Source organism: Acinetobacter sp. LipI_23 (assembly GCF_058243045.1).
Window position 1 is genome coordinate 3,414,146 of sequence record NZ_JBZAYJ010000001.1, and the last position, 14,167, is coordinate 3,428,312.

16 protein-coding genes are annotated in these 14,167 nt (G+C 42.8%); 7 read left to right on the forward strand and 9 right to left on the reverse strand.

The window, feature by feature from the left end; genetic code table 11:
* Window positions 1–45 precede the first annotated feature (45 nt).
* Entirely contained in the window at window positions 46–1,401 is a 1,356-nt protein-coding gene (gene mnmE / locus AC4CVD_RS16815) for a tRNA uridine-5-carboxymethylaminomethyl(34) synthesis GTPase MnmE (protein WP_490753460.1), read from the forward strand.
* A gap of 43 nt (window positions 1,402–1,444) precedes the next feature.
* Here the strand turns inward: mnmE and AC4CVD_RS16820 are convergent, their stop codons facing one another.
* A complete protein-coding gene (locus AC4CVD_RS16820; RefSeq protein WP_490753461.1) occupies window positions 1,445–2,623 on the reverse strand; it encodes an MFS transporter in 1,179 nt (392 codons plus the stop codon).
* Between the two features lie 133 nt (window positions 2,624–2,756).
* Window positions 2,757–3,023 (reverse strand): metal/formaldehyde-sensitive transcriptional repressor, encoded by a 267-nt coding sequence (locus tag AC4CVD_RS16825; RefSeq protein ID WP_183175998.1) that lies wholly within the window; start codon window positions 3,021–3,023, stop codon window positions 2,757–2,759.
* A 56-nt stretch (window positions 3,024–3,079) separates the two neighbouring features.
* Between AC4CVD_RS16825 and dmeF the strand changes: the two genes are divergently transcribed.
* Together dmeF and AC4CVD_RS16835 are read left to right on the forward strand one after the other, a co-directional pair.
* Window positions 3,080–4,027, forward strand: coding sequence for a CDF family Co(II)/Ni(II) efflux transporter DmeF (gene dmeF, locus AC4CVD_RS16830; protein ID WP_490753462.1), 948 nt, complete (start codon window positions 3,080–3,082; stop codon window positions 4,025–4,027).
* A 106-nt stretch (window positions 4,028–4,133) separates the two neighbouring features.
* On the forward strand, window positions 4,134–4,835 hold the full coding sequence (locus tag AC4CVD_RS16835) for a DsbC family protein (protein WP_078390117.1): 702 nt from the start codon (window positions 4,134–4,136) through the stop codon (window positions 4,833–4,835).
* A 57-nt stretch (window positions 4,836–4,892) separates the two neighbouring features.
* On the opposite strand, the gene AC4CVD_RS16840 is transcribed toward AC4CVD_RS16835, so the two are convergent.
* The 3 genes from AC4CVD_RS16840 to guaD all read right to left on the reverse strand — a co-directional run bounded on the left by AC4CVD_RS16840 (window position 4,893) and on the right by guaD (window position 7,386).
* A complete protein-coding gene (locus AC4CVD_RS16840) occupies window positions 4,893–5,144 on the reverse strand; it encodes a GlsB/YeaQ/YmgE family stress response membrane protein (protein WP_004977734.1) in 252 nt (83 codons plus the stop codon).
* A gap of 173 nt (window positions 5,145–5,317) precedes the next feature.
* Complete coding sequence (hpt, locus tag AC4CVD_RS16845) at window positions 5,318–5,845, reverse strand: hypoxanthine phosphoribosyltransferase (RefSeq protein WP_004697480.1); 528 nt, start codon at window positions 5,843–5,845, stop codon at window positions 5,318–5,320.
* Between the two features lie 224 nt (window positions 5,846–6,069).
* Window positions 6,070–7,386: a guanine deaminase gene (gene guaD, locus AC4CVD_RS16850; RefSeq protein WP_490753463.1), complete on the reverse strand. Its 1,317-nt coding sequence runs from the start codon at window positions 7,384–7,386 to the stop codon at window positions 6,070–6,072.
* A 328-nt stretch (window positions 7,387–7,714) separates the two neighbouring features.
* Here guaD and AC4CVD_RS16855 point away from each other — a divergent pair, with 328 nt between their 5' ends.
* Window positions 7,715–8,188 carry a hypothetical protein gene (locus tag AC4CVD_RS16855; protein ID WP_058870669.1) on the forward strand — a complete coding sequence of 158 codons (474 nt, stop codon included), beginning with the start codon at window positions 7,715–7,717 and terminating at the stop codon, window positions 8,186–8,188.
* 382 nt (window positions 8,189–8,570) lie between these two features.
* On the opposite strand, the gene AC4CVD_RS16860 is transcribed toward AC4CVD_RS16855, so the two are convergent.
* The 3 genes from AC4CVD_RS16860 to AC4CVD_RS16870 all read right to left on the reverse strand — a co-directional run bounded on the left by AC4CVD_RS16860 (window position 8,571) and on the right by AC4CVD_RS16870 (window position 11,247).
* Window positions 8,571–9,731: a glutathionylspermidine synthase family protein gene (locus tag AC4CVD_RS16860; protein WP_436905657.1), complete on the reverse strand. Its 1,161-nt coding sequence runs from the start codon at window positions 9,729–9,731 to the stop codon at window positions 8,571–8,573.
* A gap of 3 nt (window positions 9,732–9,734) precedes the next feature.
* The gene (locus AC4CVD_RS16865) at window positions 9,735–10,097 is read right to left on the reverse strand and encodes a hypothetical protein (protein WP_005401784.1); all 363 of its coding nucleotides are present in this window, start codon (window positions 10,095–10,097) and stop codon (window positions 9,735–9,737) included.
* A 184-nt stretch (window positions 10,098–10,281) separates the two neighbouring features.
* Complete coding sequence (locus AC4CVD_RS16870) at window positions 10,282–11,247, reverse strand: TerC family protein (RefSeq protein WP_039890861.1); 966 nt, start codon at window positions 11,245–11,247, stop codon at window positions 10,282–10,284.
* A gap of 398 nt (window positions 11,248–11,645) precedes the next feature.
* On the opposite strand from AC4CVD_RS16870, the gene AC4CVD_RS16875 reads away from it, so the two are divergent.
* The 3 genes from AC4CVD_RS16875 (at window position 11,646) to AC4CVD_RS16885 (ending at window position 12,719) form a co-directional block, all read left to right on the forward strand.
* Entirely contained in the window at window positions 11,646–11,930 is a 285-nt protein-coding gene (locus AC4CVD_RS16875) for a GNAT family N-acetyltransferase (RefSeq protein ID WP_062031177.1), read from the forward strand.
* Window positions 11,931–11,969: 39 nt separating this feature from the next.
* On the forward strand, window positions 11,970–12,254 hold the full coding sequence (locus AC4CVD_RS16880) for a GNAT family N-acetyltransferase (RefSeq protein ID WP_184119130.1): 285 nt from the start codon (window positions 11,970–11,972) through the stop codon (window positions 12,252–12,254).
* An 81-nt stretch (window positions 12,255–12,335) separates the two neighbouring features.
* Complete coding sequence (locus tag AC4CVD_RS16885; RefSeq protein WP_347881257.1) at window positions 12,336–12,719, forward strand: hypothetical protein; 384 nt, start codon at window positions 12,336–12,338, stop codon at window positions 12,717–12,719.
* Window positions 12,720–12,777: 58 nt separating this feature from the next.
* On the opposite strand, the gene mpl is transcribed toward AC4CVD_RS16885, so the two are convergent.
* Window positions 12,778–14,145 (reverse strand): UDP-N-acetylmuramate:L-alanyl-gamma-D-glutamyl-meso-diaminopimelate ligase, encoded by a 1,368-nt coding sequence (gene mpl / locus AC4CVD_RS16890; protein ID WP_058870641.1) that lies wholly within the window; start codon window positions 14,143–14,145, stop codon window positions 12,778–12,780.
* Window positions 14,146–14,167 lie beyond the last annotated feature (22 nt).

A 14,167-nucleotide genomic window follows, 5' to 3' on the forward strand; every position in this document is an offset into this window, starting at 1 on the left:
GGCGGATTTTTCATTGTGTGACTTTTAAGATTTTAGGTGAATGTTATGTACAACCGAACCACGATTGCTGCCATTGCAACACCACCTGGGCGTGGTGGTGTGGGGGTCATTCGCCTATCTGGTCCCAAGTCTTATGAGATTGCACACGCTTTGACCCAAAAAGACTTGCCGAAAGCACGTTTTGCGGGTTTTCGCCAGTTTTATGATGCGTCTGGCGAGGTGATGGATGAGGGCTTAGCGATTTGTTTTCCGAACCCGAATTCGTTCACTGGTGAAGATGTGGTTGAATTGCAAGGTCATGGTGGCCCTGTCATTCAAAATGCTTTACTGGGGCGTTTGTTGGAGCTCGGAGCGATTGCAGCAAAAGCCGGTGAGTTTTCCATGCGTGCTTTTGAAAATGGTAAACTGGATTTGGTACAGGCTGAAGCAATTGCTGACTTGATTGATGCGACGTCTCAAGCGGCTGCACGTTCTGCAGTACGTTCATTACAAGGTGCATTTTCAACTAAAGTAAATCGCGTGTTGGAGCAATTGATTCATCTACGTTTGCATGTGGAAGCTGCGATTGATTTTCCTGAAGAAGAAATTGATTTTCTCGCGGACGGGAAAATTTTAAATCTTTTAGATGGCGTTACGGCTGCTGTGAACCAAGTGCAACAATCGGCTCGTCAAGGACAGTTGCTGCGTGAAGGTTTACAAGTGGTCATTGCAGGAAAACCGAATGCGGGTAAGTCATCACTGCTCAATGCATTAGCGGGCATTGAACGCGCCATTGTGACGGATATTGCAGGTACGACGCGGGATGTCTTACATGAAAAAATTACCCTGAATGGTTTACCCATTACCTTAACCGATACCGCTGGTTTACGTGAAACAGGTGATATTGTAGAAAAAGAAGGGATCCGTCGTGCCATTAAAGAAATTGAGCAAGCCGATCTGTTACTTTTGGTTTATGACCTAAGTCAAGGCGAAGACCCACTCAAACTGGCGCAAGCATATTTTGCTGAGCATATTGAACCGAAACGTTTAATGCTAATAGGCAATAAGTGTGATTTGATGGAAACGACATCGCATATCGAAGACTTTAACGGCTTCCGTCATATTATGGTTTCGGCAAAACAAGAAACTGGCGTTCAAGCGCTCATAGAAGCGATTACAGCGCATGCAGGCTTCCAGCCTGAAGAAGATACCTTTATTGCACGTACACGCCATTTAGACGCAATGAAACGCACTCAGCTTTACCTTGCTGAAGCGCGTGAACAATTGGTGGTGTATAACGCAGGTGAGTTGGTCGCAGAGTCGCTACGTTTGGCGCAAAATGCCCTTGGTGAAATTACAGGAGATTTTAGTGCGGATGATTTGCTTGGGAAAATTTTTGGATCGTTCTGTATTGGAAAATAACATCGCTAAATATCAAAAGCCCTGATCACAGGGTTTTTGATATTTAAATCAGACGTATACTGCTTTTATGCGCAAACCACAGATAAACACACAATAAAGCGATGGCAATGCAAAAGCTAATGACCCCGAAACTTAATCCAAAGTGATCTGCCAGATAACCCACAGCTACAATAGGCACAATCGTACCCAAATAACCAATAAAAAGATAAGTCGACATCACCGCAGCACGATTCTCTAAGCTGGTCATGGCATGAATGAGACCAAAGGAACCAATCAAGGTCAGGCCATGTCCGACACCAACGAGAAAATCACTGATAAAGAAAAATGCACTCAGTTGAAATAGCATACACAGCGCCAAAATGCCTAAGCTTGCAATCAAGGTAATTAAGCCATAGTTGAGGCACTTATAAGCAGGAATACTTCTGGCAAAATACTGCACCACGGCAGAGACAATGAGAATGCTGGTAATGGCTGAACCGCTGATAAGGGGGCCGTGCCACGGCAAAATATCCCGCACAAATGACGGGGATAAGGATGCAAATAAACTAAACGCGGCAAAGGCACTAAATGCGGTAAATCCAACGATCAAAAACAACTGATGATATTGCACTTCTGGTCGGAGTAGCTTTGGGGCAATACTAAAGGGCTGTGCGGTAAATGTGGGAGACTCAACCCAAAATAAACCAAAGAAGCACAGTACAGCACCAAGAATGACCGGTAGATAAGGGCTGACCAAAGGGTATTCTGAAAATTGAGCTATCAGGCCACCAATCAGCGGGCCTAAGCCAAAGCCTACTGCGGTAATAATCGAACTCAGCTGCGGTGCAATCTGTTGATGGCTTTTGGGCACGGTATACATCAGTCCCAGTAAGGCCGAAGTGGTCATCAAACCAGATGCAATACCAATAATAAAGCGCCCCAAAGATAAGATGAGAGCATCAGAAGCATAAGCGGAAATCACCAACCCGATGCTGATAAACACCAACCCTACTTGTAAGGTGCGTAAATAGCCAATGCTATTACTGGTCCGGCCAAGAAACAGTAAAGTAGCGAGACAACCAAACATATAAGCCACAAAAATATAGGTGATTTGACTCGGCACCAGATGCCATAAAGCTTGATACAGCGGATAAAGTGGACTGGCTAAGGCAGTCCCCATCGTTCCCATCATTAAGGCGAGGCTGACCATACAAAATGGACGCCAAGAAGTGGTTGTTGTCATGCAAATGCCATGCGGCTCTCTCGGTCAAAACAAGAATATTTTGATGCCCAAGAGAAAAAGGATAGAGAGCAACAGTGTATCGGTTTGTGGAAAAAATGGTCAACTAAAAACTTGAAAAAGAACGCAATGAAACTTAGCCATAGCGTTTCAGCAGTTTTAAGAACTCAGCTAACTCTTCTTCATTGACCTGTTCAGCTTGTGCTAATACATGATGGCGTAAGTGTGCTTCAACCAGTTCATTCATCAGTCCATTGACCGCGCCTTTAATAGCAGCGACTTGTTGTAAAACGTCGATACAACTGGCATCGGGATGTGTAATCGAGAGTTCAATGGCGTTGACCTGCCCTTGTAAGCGTTTCACACGGTTTAAAATTTTTTTATCTTCATGCAAATGACTCAACACATTGCTCCAAAAATAAATATACTAAGGGGGAGTATATTGGTGAATGATTTTAAATGCAAAATACCCCATCACGTCAGCATACGCATCATTTTGATGACGGTAATCCACTGGCACAAAAACGGATTTTAATGGCGACCATTTTAACGGCAGTCATGATGTTATTAGAAGTGATTGGTGGATGGATTTTCCAATCAATGGCTTTACTGGCAGATGGTTGGCATATGAGTTCGCATATGTTGGCACTGGGTTTGGCTTATTTTGCCTATCGTGCTGCGCGGCATTATGCCCATGATCAATGCTTTAGTTTCGGCACATGGAAAATTGAAATTCTTGCAGGCTACAGCAGCGCTATTTTGCTGATGGTGGTGGCGGGTTTTATGGCTTTTCATTCAATTCAGCGTCTATTTTCGCCTGTACAAATTCATTATAACGAAGCGATTCCAATTGCGATTTTAGGCTTATTGGTGAATTTAATCTGTGCATGGTTGCTGCATGATGGTCACCATCACCATCACCATCATGCATCAGAAGTACATAGCCATCATCATGATTTAAATCAGAAAGCTGCGTTTATGCATGTAGTGGCAGACGCAGTGACTTCCATTTTTGCCATTATCGCGCTGATTTTTGGTAAATATTTGGGCTGGGATTTTCTCGATGCTGCCCTTGGGATCGTGGGATCAATACTGGTAGCCAAATGGGCATTGAGCTTAATGCAAGAAACGGGAAAAACCTTGTTAGATGCTGAAATGGATCATCATGTGGTGGATGAAATTCGCGAAGTGTTGGCAGAACTACCGCATACGACCTTGACCGATTTACATGTTTGGAAAGTAGGCAAAGGCAAGTTTTCCTGCATTTTGGCTTTAGAAACGACGGTAGACTTAACTGCGGATCGCGTGCGGGCAATGCTCTCGATTCATGAGGAAATTGTTCATGTCTCGGTGGAAATTAATAGCAAGGCTCTAACTGTTCCACGTGAAACTTTGGCCAGTTCATAAGCAAGGCGTGTTGGGTTTCGGTAAAGCCAAGGAAAAAATGATTCAATGCTTGAATAATACGCTCTACACTAGCGCCGTGGTTCTCCGATTGAAAGAGCAAAAAGTGATGATAAAAAAACTGGGTTTGGCACTACTCACAAGTGCAATTGCAAGCATGAGTATGGCCAGTGTAGAAAGTGTTCAAGCCAACTTAAAAAAGAATTATCCAAATATTAATGTTCAAAATATTCAAAAAACAGAAATGTCGGGCATTTATAGCGGATCTTTAGATGGCGAAATTGTGTATTTAGGCGAAGCGGCTGAGCATGTGATTGCAGGTTCGATGGTACGTTTAAAAGATCAGAAAAATTTAAGTGCTGCCTTATATGTGCAACAAAACTCGATTGATTGGAACAAGCTGCCGCTAAAAGATGCCATTAAAAGCGTTAAAGGCAACGGCAAACGCCAATTGGCGGTTTTTTCAGACCCAAACTGTCCTTACTGTAAGCAGTTAGAGGCTGAGCTGAATAAACTGAATGATGTGACCATTTACACCTTTATTTATGCCATTAAGGCGCAATCGATTGCACCGTCGAAACAAGTGTTTTGTGAAGCAGACCCTGCCCTCGCATGGAAAAATTTGATTGCAAAAGGGACCCAACCGACGTCGAAAAAACCGTGTGCCAATCCAATTGAGCGCAACATTGAACTCGGTCGTAGTCTGGGTTTACAAGGGACGCCCGTGGTTATTTTCTCAAACGGCTTTAAAGTGAATGGTGCTGTACCTTCAACCACCATTGAAAATATGTGGCGTGAACTGGGCTTATAAGAGTTCAAATATACAGATAAAAAGCACCTGAAACGGTGCTTTTTTTAATGGCTGCGTTTAGGTTTTTTTGGTGACCATGTTGTAGATGAATAAAATAACGATGGCTCCAATAACTGAAGCAATAAAGCCTGCGGCAGAGCCTTCACTATAGAGACCGAGTAAACGACCACCATAAGTGGCTACGAGAGAACCTGCAATCCCCAGTAAAGTGGTGACAATAAATCCCGCTTTGTCATCGCCAGGATGGATAGCACGTGCGATGAGACCTGCAATAAAACCAATCACGATTGCAACAATAAGTGACCACATGAGCCAGCTCCTTTTTTATCATGTCTTTGTTTTTACATCATGTGCAAAAATATCATCGGGCATAATGCGACTGTGCAGTAGAGCGAATCTGCTAAAAACTGTATGTTTTATGTACTTAGGTAATAGTGAAAATAAAAAAAAGTGGCCTTCGGCCACTCTTTTCTCGATTGATCTTAAAGACCAATTTCACCAATAAATGGCAAATGACGGTACTTTTGGTCGTAGTCTAAGCCATAACCCACAATGAATCGATCTTCGACATTAAAGCCTAAAAACTTCACATCGAGTTCAATTTCACGGCGTGAAGGTTTGCTGACTAAGGTGCAAAGTTCAATTGAGTTGGGAGAGCGTGTTTCTAAAATTTCTAATACTTTGCTCAAGGTGTTGCCTGAGTCGATGATGTCTTCAATGACCAAAACATCTTTACCGCGAATTTCACCGTCTAAATCTTTTAAAATTTTTACATCACGTGAAGATACCGTACCGCCGCCGTAGCTCGAAACCGTCATGAAATCGAGTTCATGTGGTTTTGAAATGGTACGACATAAGTCTGCCATGAAAATGACTGAACCACGTAATAAACCAATCAGTACGAGTTCCTTATCACTGTTTGCATAATGCGCATCGATTTGTGCACCAAGCTCTTTTACTTTCGCTTGAATCTCTTCAGTAGAAATCATTACGCTCATTTGAACGGTCATGGGTAGATACCTAAAAATTAAAAAAATCAAAAATAAAAAAGGCGTTGACCTGCAACACCTCTATATATGCATTAATTTTAATATATCTCTAAACGAGATGCACCCCCTTTTGCCCGCTGAAAATGTAATCATTTCATTGCAGACGGGATGCAGCTTGGCTTAGAGGCGAAAATCAAAGTTGTTTCAAAACTCGATTAGCTGCTTAAATTTTCGCTATTTGCTACTTAGTTTTGCACATAGGCTTTCTGACCAAAAATATAAGTCGCATGAATATTACGGTCATCACCCATGGTCATTAGGGCAAATAACGCATCTTCAATCCCTTTTGTACGTTGCTGACGTAATGCTTGCAGCGCAGTTGCTTTGAGGTCGAGCACCACAAAGTCGGCTTCTTTGCCCAAATTAAAGTTCCCGAGTTTATCATCCAAGCTCAGTGCTTTAGCACCGCCAATCGTAGCGTGATAAAGCGACTCAAACGCGGACAATTTATCTCCCTGAAGCTGCTGTACTTTATAGGCTTCATTGAGGGTTTGTAGTTGGTTAAAAGAGGTCCCTGCACCAATGTCTGTACCCAGTCCAACTTTTACCTGCTTTTCCCAAGTCTTGTTCAACGGAAATAAACCACTACCTAAAAATAGGTTGGAGGTCGGACAGAAAGCAATGGCAGAGTCAGTCTGATGCATGCAATCCCACTCCGCATCTTCTAAGTGCACGCAGTGGGCAAAGACCGAATGCGAACCGGTTAAACCAAAGTGATGATAAACATCGAGATAACCTTGCTGTTCAGGGAATAAGTCTTTTACCCAAGCAATTTCATTTTTATTTTCACTTAAATGCGTATGCACATACACATCTGGGTATTCAGCTTTGAGCTGCCCTGCTTTAGCCAATTGCTCTGGTGTTGAGGTTGGGGCAAAACGTGGCGTAATCGCATACAGGTTACGGCCTTTGCCATGCCATTTCTCAATCAGTGCCTTAGAGTCGGCATAAGCACTGTCAGGTGTGTCGCACAGATCTTCAGGTGCATGACGATCCATCATGACTTTACCTGCGATCAGGCGCATCTGGTGCTGTCCTGCTGCTTCAAATAGTGCATCTACCGATTCGGTATGCACAGTACAGAAGACCAAGGCTGTGGTGGTGCCATTTTTCAGCAGTTCTTGCACAAAGAATTGGGCAATCTGGTCGGCATAGGCTTTATCGGAAAATTGTAATTCAGTTGGGAAGGTATAGGTATTGAGCCATTCGAGTAGCTGTTCACCATAGGCCCCCACCATTTCTGTTTGTGGAAAATGAATGTGGGTGTCGATAAAACCCGGCACAATCAATTGTTCAGGATAGTGCTGAACCTCGATGCCAACAGGAAGGTGCTGTTGCCCCTCCTGCCAAGATCCAAACCATTGGATTTTGCCATTTTGGCTAATCAGTAAACCATCTTCTACGTAACGCACTTGGTCGTGAATTTCACGCGCTTGGGCAACCGTATTCTGAATATCTAGGAAGCGACCGCGAACCGCCGTCGTTGCAACTACAGAAGACATTTTAAACCTGCGTTTTGACTTTTTTTCGATTGATTGTACCGTAAACTGGATTTTTTTCACGGCTATTTACTGAAGTTTTTATGTGTGTTGTGAACGCTACATTTTAAATGAAAGACTGGAGCAGTATTTTCTTAAAAATTGAACTGTTTTAAGGCCAGACATGTACCTGTGCCATCGATAAGATCATGATTTTTTATGCAATGCATAAGCACAAGCTTTGAGCTTAAATGATTCAATCTATTCGCAAAATTTTGTTGAGAAAGTCTTTATCTTTAAATGCTGAGTCAGTACAGTGTCGACATTGATAAAATAAGAGACAATGACCGGCATGTATTTTTGGAATACCAAAGCATTAGCACATGAATTATCTAGCAATACCCTCGATAAAAAGCATTATAAAAATTATTACTTAGTCACCGCCTTACTGGTTTCAGTGGTGTATTACTACGGGATGTATTCACCCTATGGGGATGTCCGTGTGATTGGTATTGAGGGACTTCTGACTTTATTGATTATGTTTATCGGGATTCAAAGTGCTTATAAAGCCAATGGCGGCGATGAGGGTGAGCATTTCCTAGGTCGAATCACAGCGTTGTCTTTTCCCATTTTGGTACAAACCACCGTGGCTGGTGTTGTGTTTGGTGCAGTGTTATTAGGCCTTTATTTTGCTTTTAATCTAGAAGGCACAGCGTTTGATGATTGGTATGAATGGACTATTTCGCTATTTACCATCTTCCTGCAAATCTTGTTTTTCACGCGTTTGGTGTCTTATATGAAGCGGGTTAAAGCGCATACCATTTAAGCTTGAAAAAAATATTGTTTTCGAATGTATGCCTGTCAGTTTTAGAGTTGACAGGCATTTTCTTTTTCAATTTAAACTCTATTTGATACACGGAAGCGTCATCCTCAACCTGCGTAGTGTTTGGAATAGATTGTTTTTGCAACACAAATTTTTTTAATTATAGAAAGTAAACAGATTTTGCGGAGGACAAATGCTTTTCTTACGAAGCTTCGCTTCTCATTTGGTGAAACAAAAGAATAACTAAGCTCCCAGTATTGAACTTAAAAAAGATAAGACTCCGCCGTGAATAACCTAAAAGTGGTAGTACTCCTACTAAAACGCCTGAACAGACCCGTATTAATTTTTGGACAGCTATTTTAAATAGCTGATTTAGAGCGCCACTTTATTCCACAAAATAATGCGCAGCAAAATGCGCATCATTGCCGATCACATCAAATACATCTTCACGCAGTGACATCCCCGCACATTCATCTCCGACCATCCAAAGTCCCAAGGTGGGCAGCATGCCTTCATGCAACGGAGTTTTTACCCAGCGTTGCATAACATAGCCATATTTGTCGTAGTCATCAAAGTAAAAACTACCAGAAGCTGCGCCACAATCGACATTGTTTTGTAGGATATGAATATTTGCGCCTTCGCGCGCTAAGATGGGCTTACGCACCCATTTCCCTGCATAGTGGGCGTGTGCATCATAAGCATGGGTTTCTAACAACAATGGATGATTTGGAAAGCGTTTCCATAGCTCGATCAACAGGGCTTTATTGGAGAGTAGCATTTTCCAACACGGCTCAATCCATTCAGTTTCGGGTTTAAGAAACTGTGAAAAATTTTCTTCCCAAATCCATTCCCACGGATACAGCTTAAATAAATGCTGAATCTCTTGCTGATGCAAATCGACAAAGGCTGTGCCATTCCAACCGATATTTTCCATCGACAGCTCGCTGACATTTAAGCCTGCCTGAAAAGCAGTATCCATGAGGTATTCTAAATTGCCCCAATCTTCACGCCCTGCTTCTTGGCAGGCTGCGAAATGGACACGGCTACGCGCAGGATAAAGCTGTTTCCAGCGCTCAATCAGCTTTTCATGAATGCTGTTGAACTGATCACGGTTTGCAATATTTTCGACCTGTTCAATCCAATGCCACTGTGCAACAGAGGCTTCGAGTAAACCCGTTGGCGTATCGGCATTGTATTCCAGCATTTTGATGGCTTGACCATCATAGGCAAAATCGAAACGGCCATAGAGCATCGGTGCTTGGTTTTTCCATGAGTACTCAATCAAAGGAATCGCTGCTGGGGGTAGTTGAAAATATTCGGGATAATGACCGCGTTGAATCATATCCCCTGCCACTTCAAGGCACATCTGGTGTAATTCGTTTGAGGCATCTTCAAGCTGTTCAATTTGCTTGAGGCTAAACTCATAAGCCACCCCTTCTGACCAATACATTGAACCATCGCGCGACGGCAAGTTGTAGTAGTCAAAACCAATCTCTTGATGCGCCTGTTGCCAGTTTGCACGCTCAGGGAATAGAACTCGTTTCATGTATTAACCTCCGAACGAGCCTCCGCCACGGCCGAAGCCTCCACGAATGGGCTGGGATTTGGCATGGCTAAAAACGTAAGTCGAGATTTTAGGTGCGCCCGTCGAATGACGTCCGCGAGCTTTCAAGACTTGGCCCATGTAACGGACTTTACGGTTGTTCTTATAATATTGAGGGCCGATATAAACCCCAGCAGAGCCACTATAGCTCGATTCGCCATTTTCGTTAGCAGGTTCGCACAGTTCAAAATGCCAGTCTTGGTAGCAGTTGTATTGGTTATTGTAAACATCTTGTTGTAGGGTTTTAGAACCGCTACATGCCGTGAGTAAAACCGGCACTACAACAAGAGTTAATTTTTTGGTACGCATGGATGAGCAACCTTCAGGTTCTTTTATTTTTACTGGTAAAACCAAGGGTTTTAAGCCCGCTTATCATAGGGAGCTGTTTGCATAAAGTACAGTGCATTTACACCGAAAATCATAGGATTAAGTATTGTGCATACTAAAATTTGGTCATAAAAAAAGCCTTCACAGAGGAAGGCTTTTTAAAACATTAGATGGTGGTTTGATGATGTTTCTTACTGTATCGAATCGATAAGATTGCAGTAATGGTCAGCACCAACACAATAAAGCCCAGTGAAATCCAAATTGGCATATGGAACACATCTAGCATGAGCATCTTAAAGCCGATGAATACTAAGATAATGCCTAAACCGTATGGGAGATAATGCATCTTGGTTGCTGCACCAGACAACAAGAAGAACATTGCACGTAGACCCAAAATCGCCATTAAGTTTGCAGTCAACACGATAAATGGATCAGAGGTCACCGCGAAAATTGCAGGGATGGAATCCACCGCGAAAATTACATCCGACGCTTCAACTAAAATTAACACCAAGAACAGCGGCGTTGCCCACAAGATGCCGTTTTGACGGACAAAGAACTTGTTGCCATGCAGTTGCGGGGTAATCCGCATATGTTTACGCAACCATTTTAAGATCGCCATATCTTCGATATTGGTTTCTTCTTCGTTTTGTCCTTTGAAGAATTTGAAGCCCGTATACACCAAGAACGCACCGAAGATATACAGAATCCATGAGAACTCTTGTACGAACCACGCGCCAATAAAAATAAAGATGGTACGTAGAATAATCGCACCCAAGACACCGTAAAGCAGTAATTGGCGTTGTAATGCAGGTGGGATGGCAAAAGCAGCAAAGATCATCAGCCAGACAAAGACGTTGTCAACGGCTAAAGATTTTTCAAGTAAATAACCTGCAAAATACTCCATGACCTTTGTATTGGCCACAGTAACACCTGCAGTTTGTTGTAAATACAGCCAGAGACCTGCACCAAAGAGTGATGCGACGGAAACCCACGCAATACTCCATAACGCGGCTGTTTTGATTTTAACTTCTTGGCCTTCTTTTTGTTTAAAGCCTAAAAAGTCGATCAGTAGCATCACGGTAACAATGCCGAAAAAAGCAAGGTATAGCCATAAATTGCCGATAGATTCCATGAAATCCTCCACATCCAGCAATCGGCCACAAAAAAACCTTGACCTGCTGCCAGATGAAATAAAACATCTGTGACAACATGATCAAGGTCTTGCCTACATTTTAGCGTATGTATTTTGTGCGCTAAAATGCTCAGATACCGACTTTTTGCAAAGTGTAATGACGATAATCTGACACGTGAAAGTTATGCATGGCATTGATTTTTCACGTTTGGAGGAGGCTACTCCCCTTGTTCAACATAAATTTGGTTTTGGATTTGATCCAAAAGTGAGCTAAGCATCGCATATTTTTATGGTTTGAGCAAATATTAAAGAAAATTGTAGATGAAATATAAATGAGACAAAATTTTGCTTCAATTTGTGGCAAGCTAAAAAAAACAGTAAACCAAAGAGGAATAATAATGAAAATTCAACATCAAGAAACAGGTAGTAAAGGCGAAGTTTTTGTTGAGCAAGAAAACGAGCGTGTGGCGGAAATGACTTATAGTTGGGCTGGGGACGATAAATTTATCATTGATCACACTTGGGTCAGTGAGTTGCTCCGTGGGCAACATGTGGGGCGTCAGTTATTGGATGTTTTGGTTAACTTTGCACGTGATAAGGGCGTGAAAATTTTACCCTTGTGCCCTTTTTCCAAATCGGTATTCGACAAAGATCCATCTATTCATGATGTTTTATTCCATTAAGATAGAGAACGATAAATCAATCCATTCAACGAGTATGCTATGCAATTTCAACATGTAGATCGCGATCAAAAAGGTGAGTTTTTTTTAAATAATGCAGAAGGTCAGCGCATTGCTGAAATTAGCTATATTTGGCGGGACGAGACAACCATTGATGCCAACCATACTTGGGTCGATGATTCACTGCGGGGTCAAGGTGTGGCGCGTTTGCTGTTGGATACTCTGGTTGATTTTTCACGTGAGAAAAACCTGAAGATTATCCCGACCTGCTCTTATGTCGATGTGATGTTTCGCCGTGAGAAAAGTTTTGAAGATGTCGCGGCTTAATTGTTCACAACATTCATCGCGGTTCTAAGCGTTAAACTAAAATGATATAGCTGCCATTGCAGTTCTAATTTGGACTTTGCAATGCTGAACATGATGGAATTAAAGTATATGAAGACGCTTTTATCTATTGCCCTATTCTGTTCAGTTGCCCCTTTATTACATGCTGAAGATTGTGTAAAACTTGAGGAAAAGGCAGAACAAAAAGAAGTCCAGATTATTCCACGTTGGGGCATGAAAGTGATTGCTCCAACCAGAGTGTATTTTCATTCAGCACCGAGCGATGCTTGTAAAATCAAAGATCTGTTTATGATTAAAAATGATCATATCACTGCTTATAGCACCTATGATGATGGCCAAGAACAGTGGGTTTCGATCATGTATTTCAGCAAACGCTTGGGAGACACGGTTCAAGGTTGGTCAAAACTAAAAGATTTTGAATATACGGGTACGATGTCTAGTTTTTAATTGGATACACTTGTAAAAAAACCCGCCATATGCGGGTTTTTTCTTCTAATGGGACAACTTATTCTGCGTTTAAGGCACTAATCAATTTTTGGTGTAAGCCACCAAAGCCACCATTGGACATGATTACCACTGCATCGCCCTCGCCTGCTTCACTGACGATGGTATGGATAATATCATCTAATGTACGTGCAACCACAGCCTTGTTCGGTGCAGCTGCAATGACAGGTTGTAAGTCCCAATCCAAACCTTCTGGTTGATACCAAATCACCTCATCGGCCAAACGTGCAGAGTGCGCAAGTCCATCTTTATGGCTTCCCATGCGCATGGTATTTGAACGTGGTTCAATAATCGCCCACAACTTACGCTCGCCTAAACGCTTACGTGCGCCTTCTAGCGTAGTATCAATTGCGGTTGGGTGATGGGCAAAGTCATCATACACTTCAACGCCACGTACCGTGCCTAAAAGCTCCATACGGCGCTTCACGCCGCCAAAGTTAGACAGTGCTTCACACGCTTTTTCAATGCTTACGCCCACATGTTCAGCCGCAGCGATAGTCGCCAAAGCATTCGCTACGCTGTGCTGCCCTGTCATGTTCCATTGTACCGTGCCTTTCACCACGCCGTGTTGGAGGACTTTAAAGTGCGAACCATCCGCATTGAGTTGTTCGGCATACAATTCGGACTGGTCGTGAGCCTCTAAAGAGGTACGAATCACAGGTGTCCAACAGCCCTGCTCTAAAACTTCATCAATATTGCTTTCAGTAATAGGCGCAATGATACGACCTTCACTTGGAATGGTACGAACCAAGTGATGGAATTGTTTTTGAATCGCTGCTAGATCATCAAAAATATCGGCATGGTCAAATTCAAGGTTATTTAAAATGGCTGTTTTGGGGTGGTAATGCACGAACTTCGAACGTTTGTCAAAAAAGGCAGAATCATATTCATCAGCTTCGACACAGAAGTATTTACCAGCACCTAAACGCGCACTTTCAGAGAAACCTAATGGTACACCGCCTATCAGGAAACCTGGCTCTAAACCCGCCTGATCCAACACCCAAGCCAACATGGTGGTGGTGGTGGTTTTACCATGGGTTCCTGCTACGCCAAGTACGTGTTTGCCTTGGAGCACATGATCGGCCAAAAATTGTGGGCCTGAAATATATGGCAAGCCTTCATTAAGCATGTATTCAACGGCATCAATCCCGCGTTTCATCGCATTGCCGACGATGACCAAATCAGGATGAGGTTGTAAATGACTGCGGTCATAACCTTGCATTAAGGTAATGCCTGCATTTTCGAGCTGGGTCGACATGGGAGGATAAACGTTTAGATCCGAACCCGTCACAGTGTGGCCAAGATCACGTGCTAAAAGCGCTAAAGACCCCATAAAGGTGCCACAAATACCCAAAATATGCAGATGCATTCCGCCTCACTCCACTGCTTTT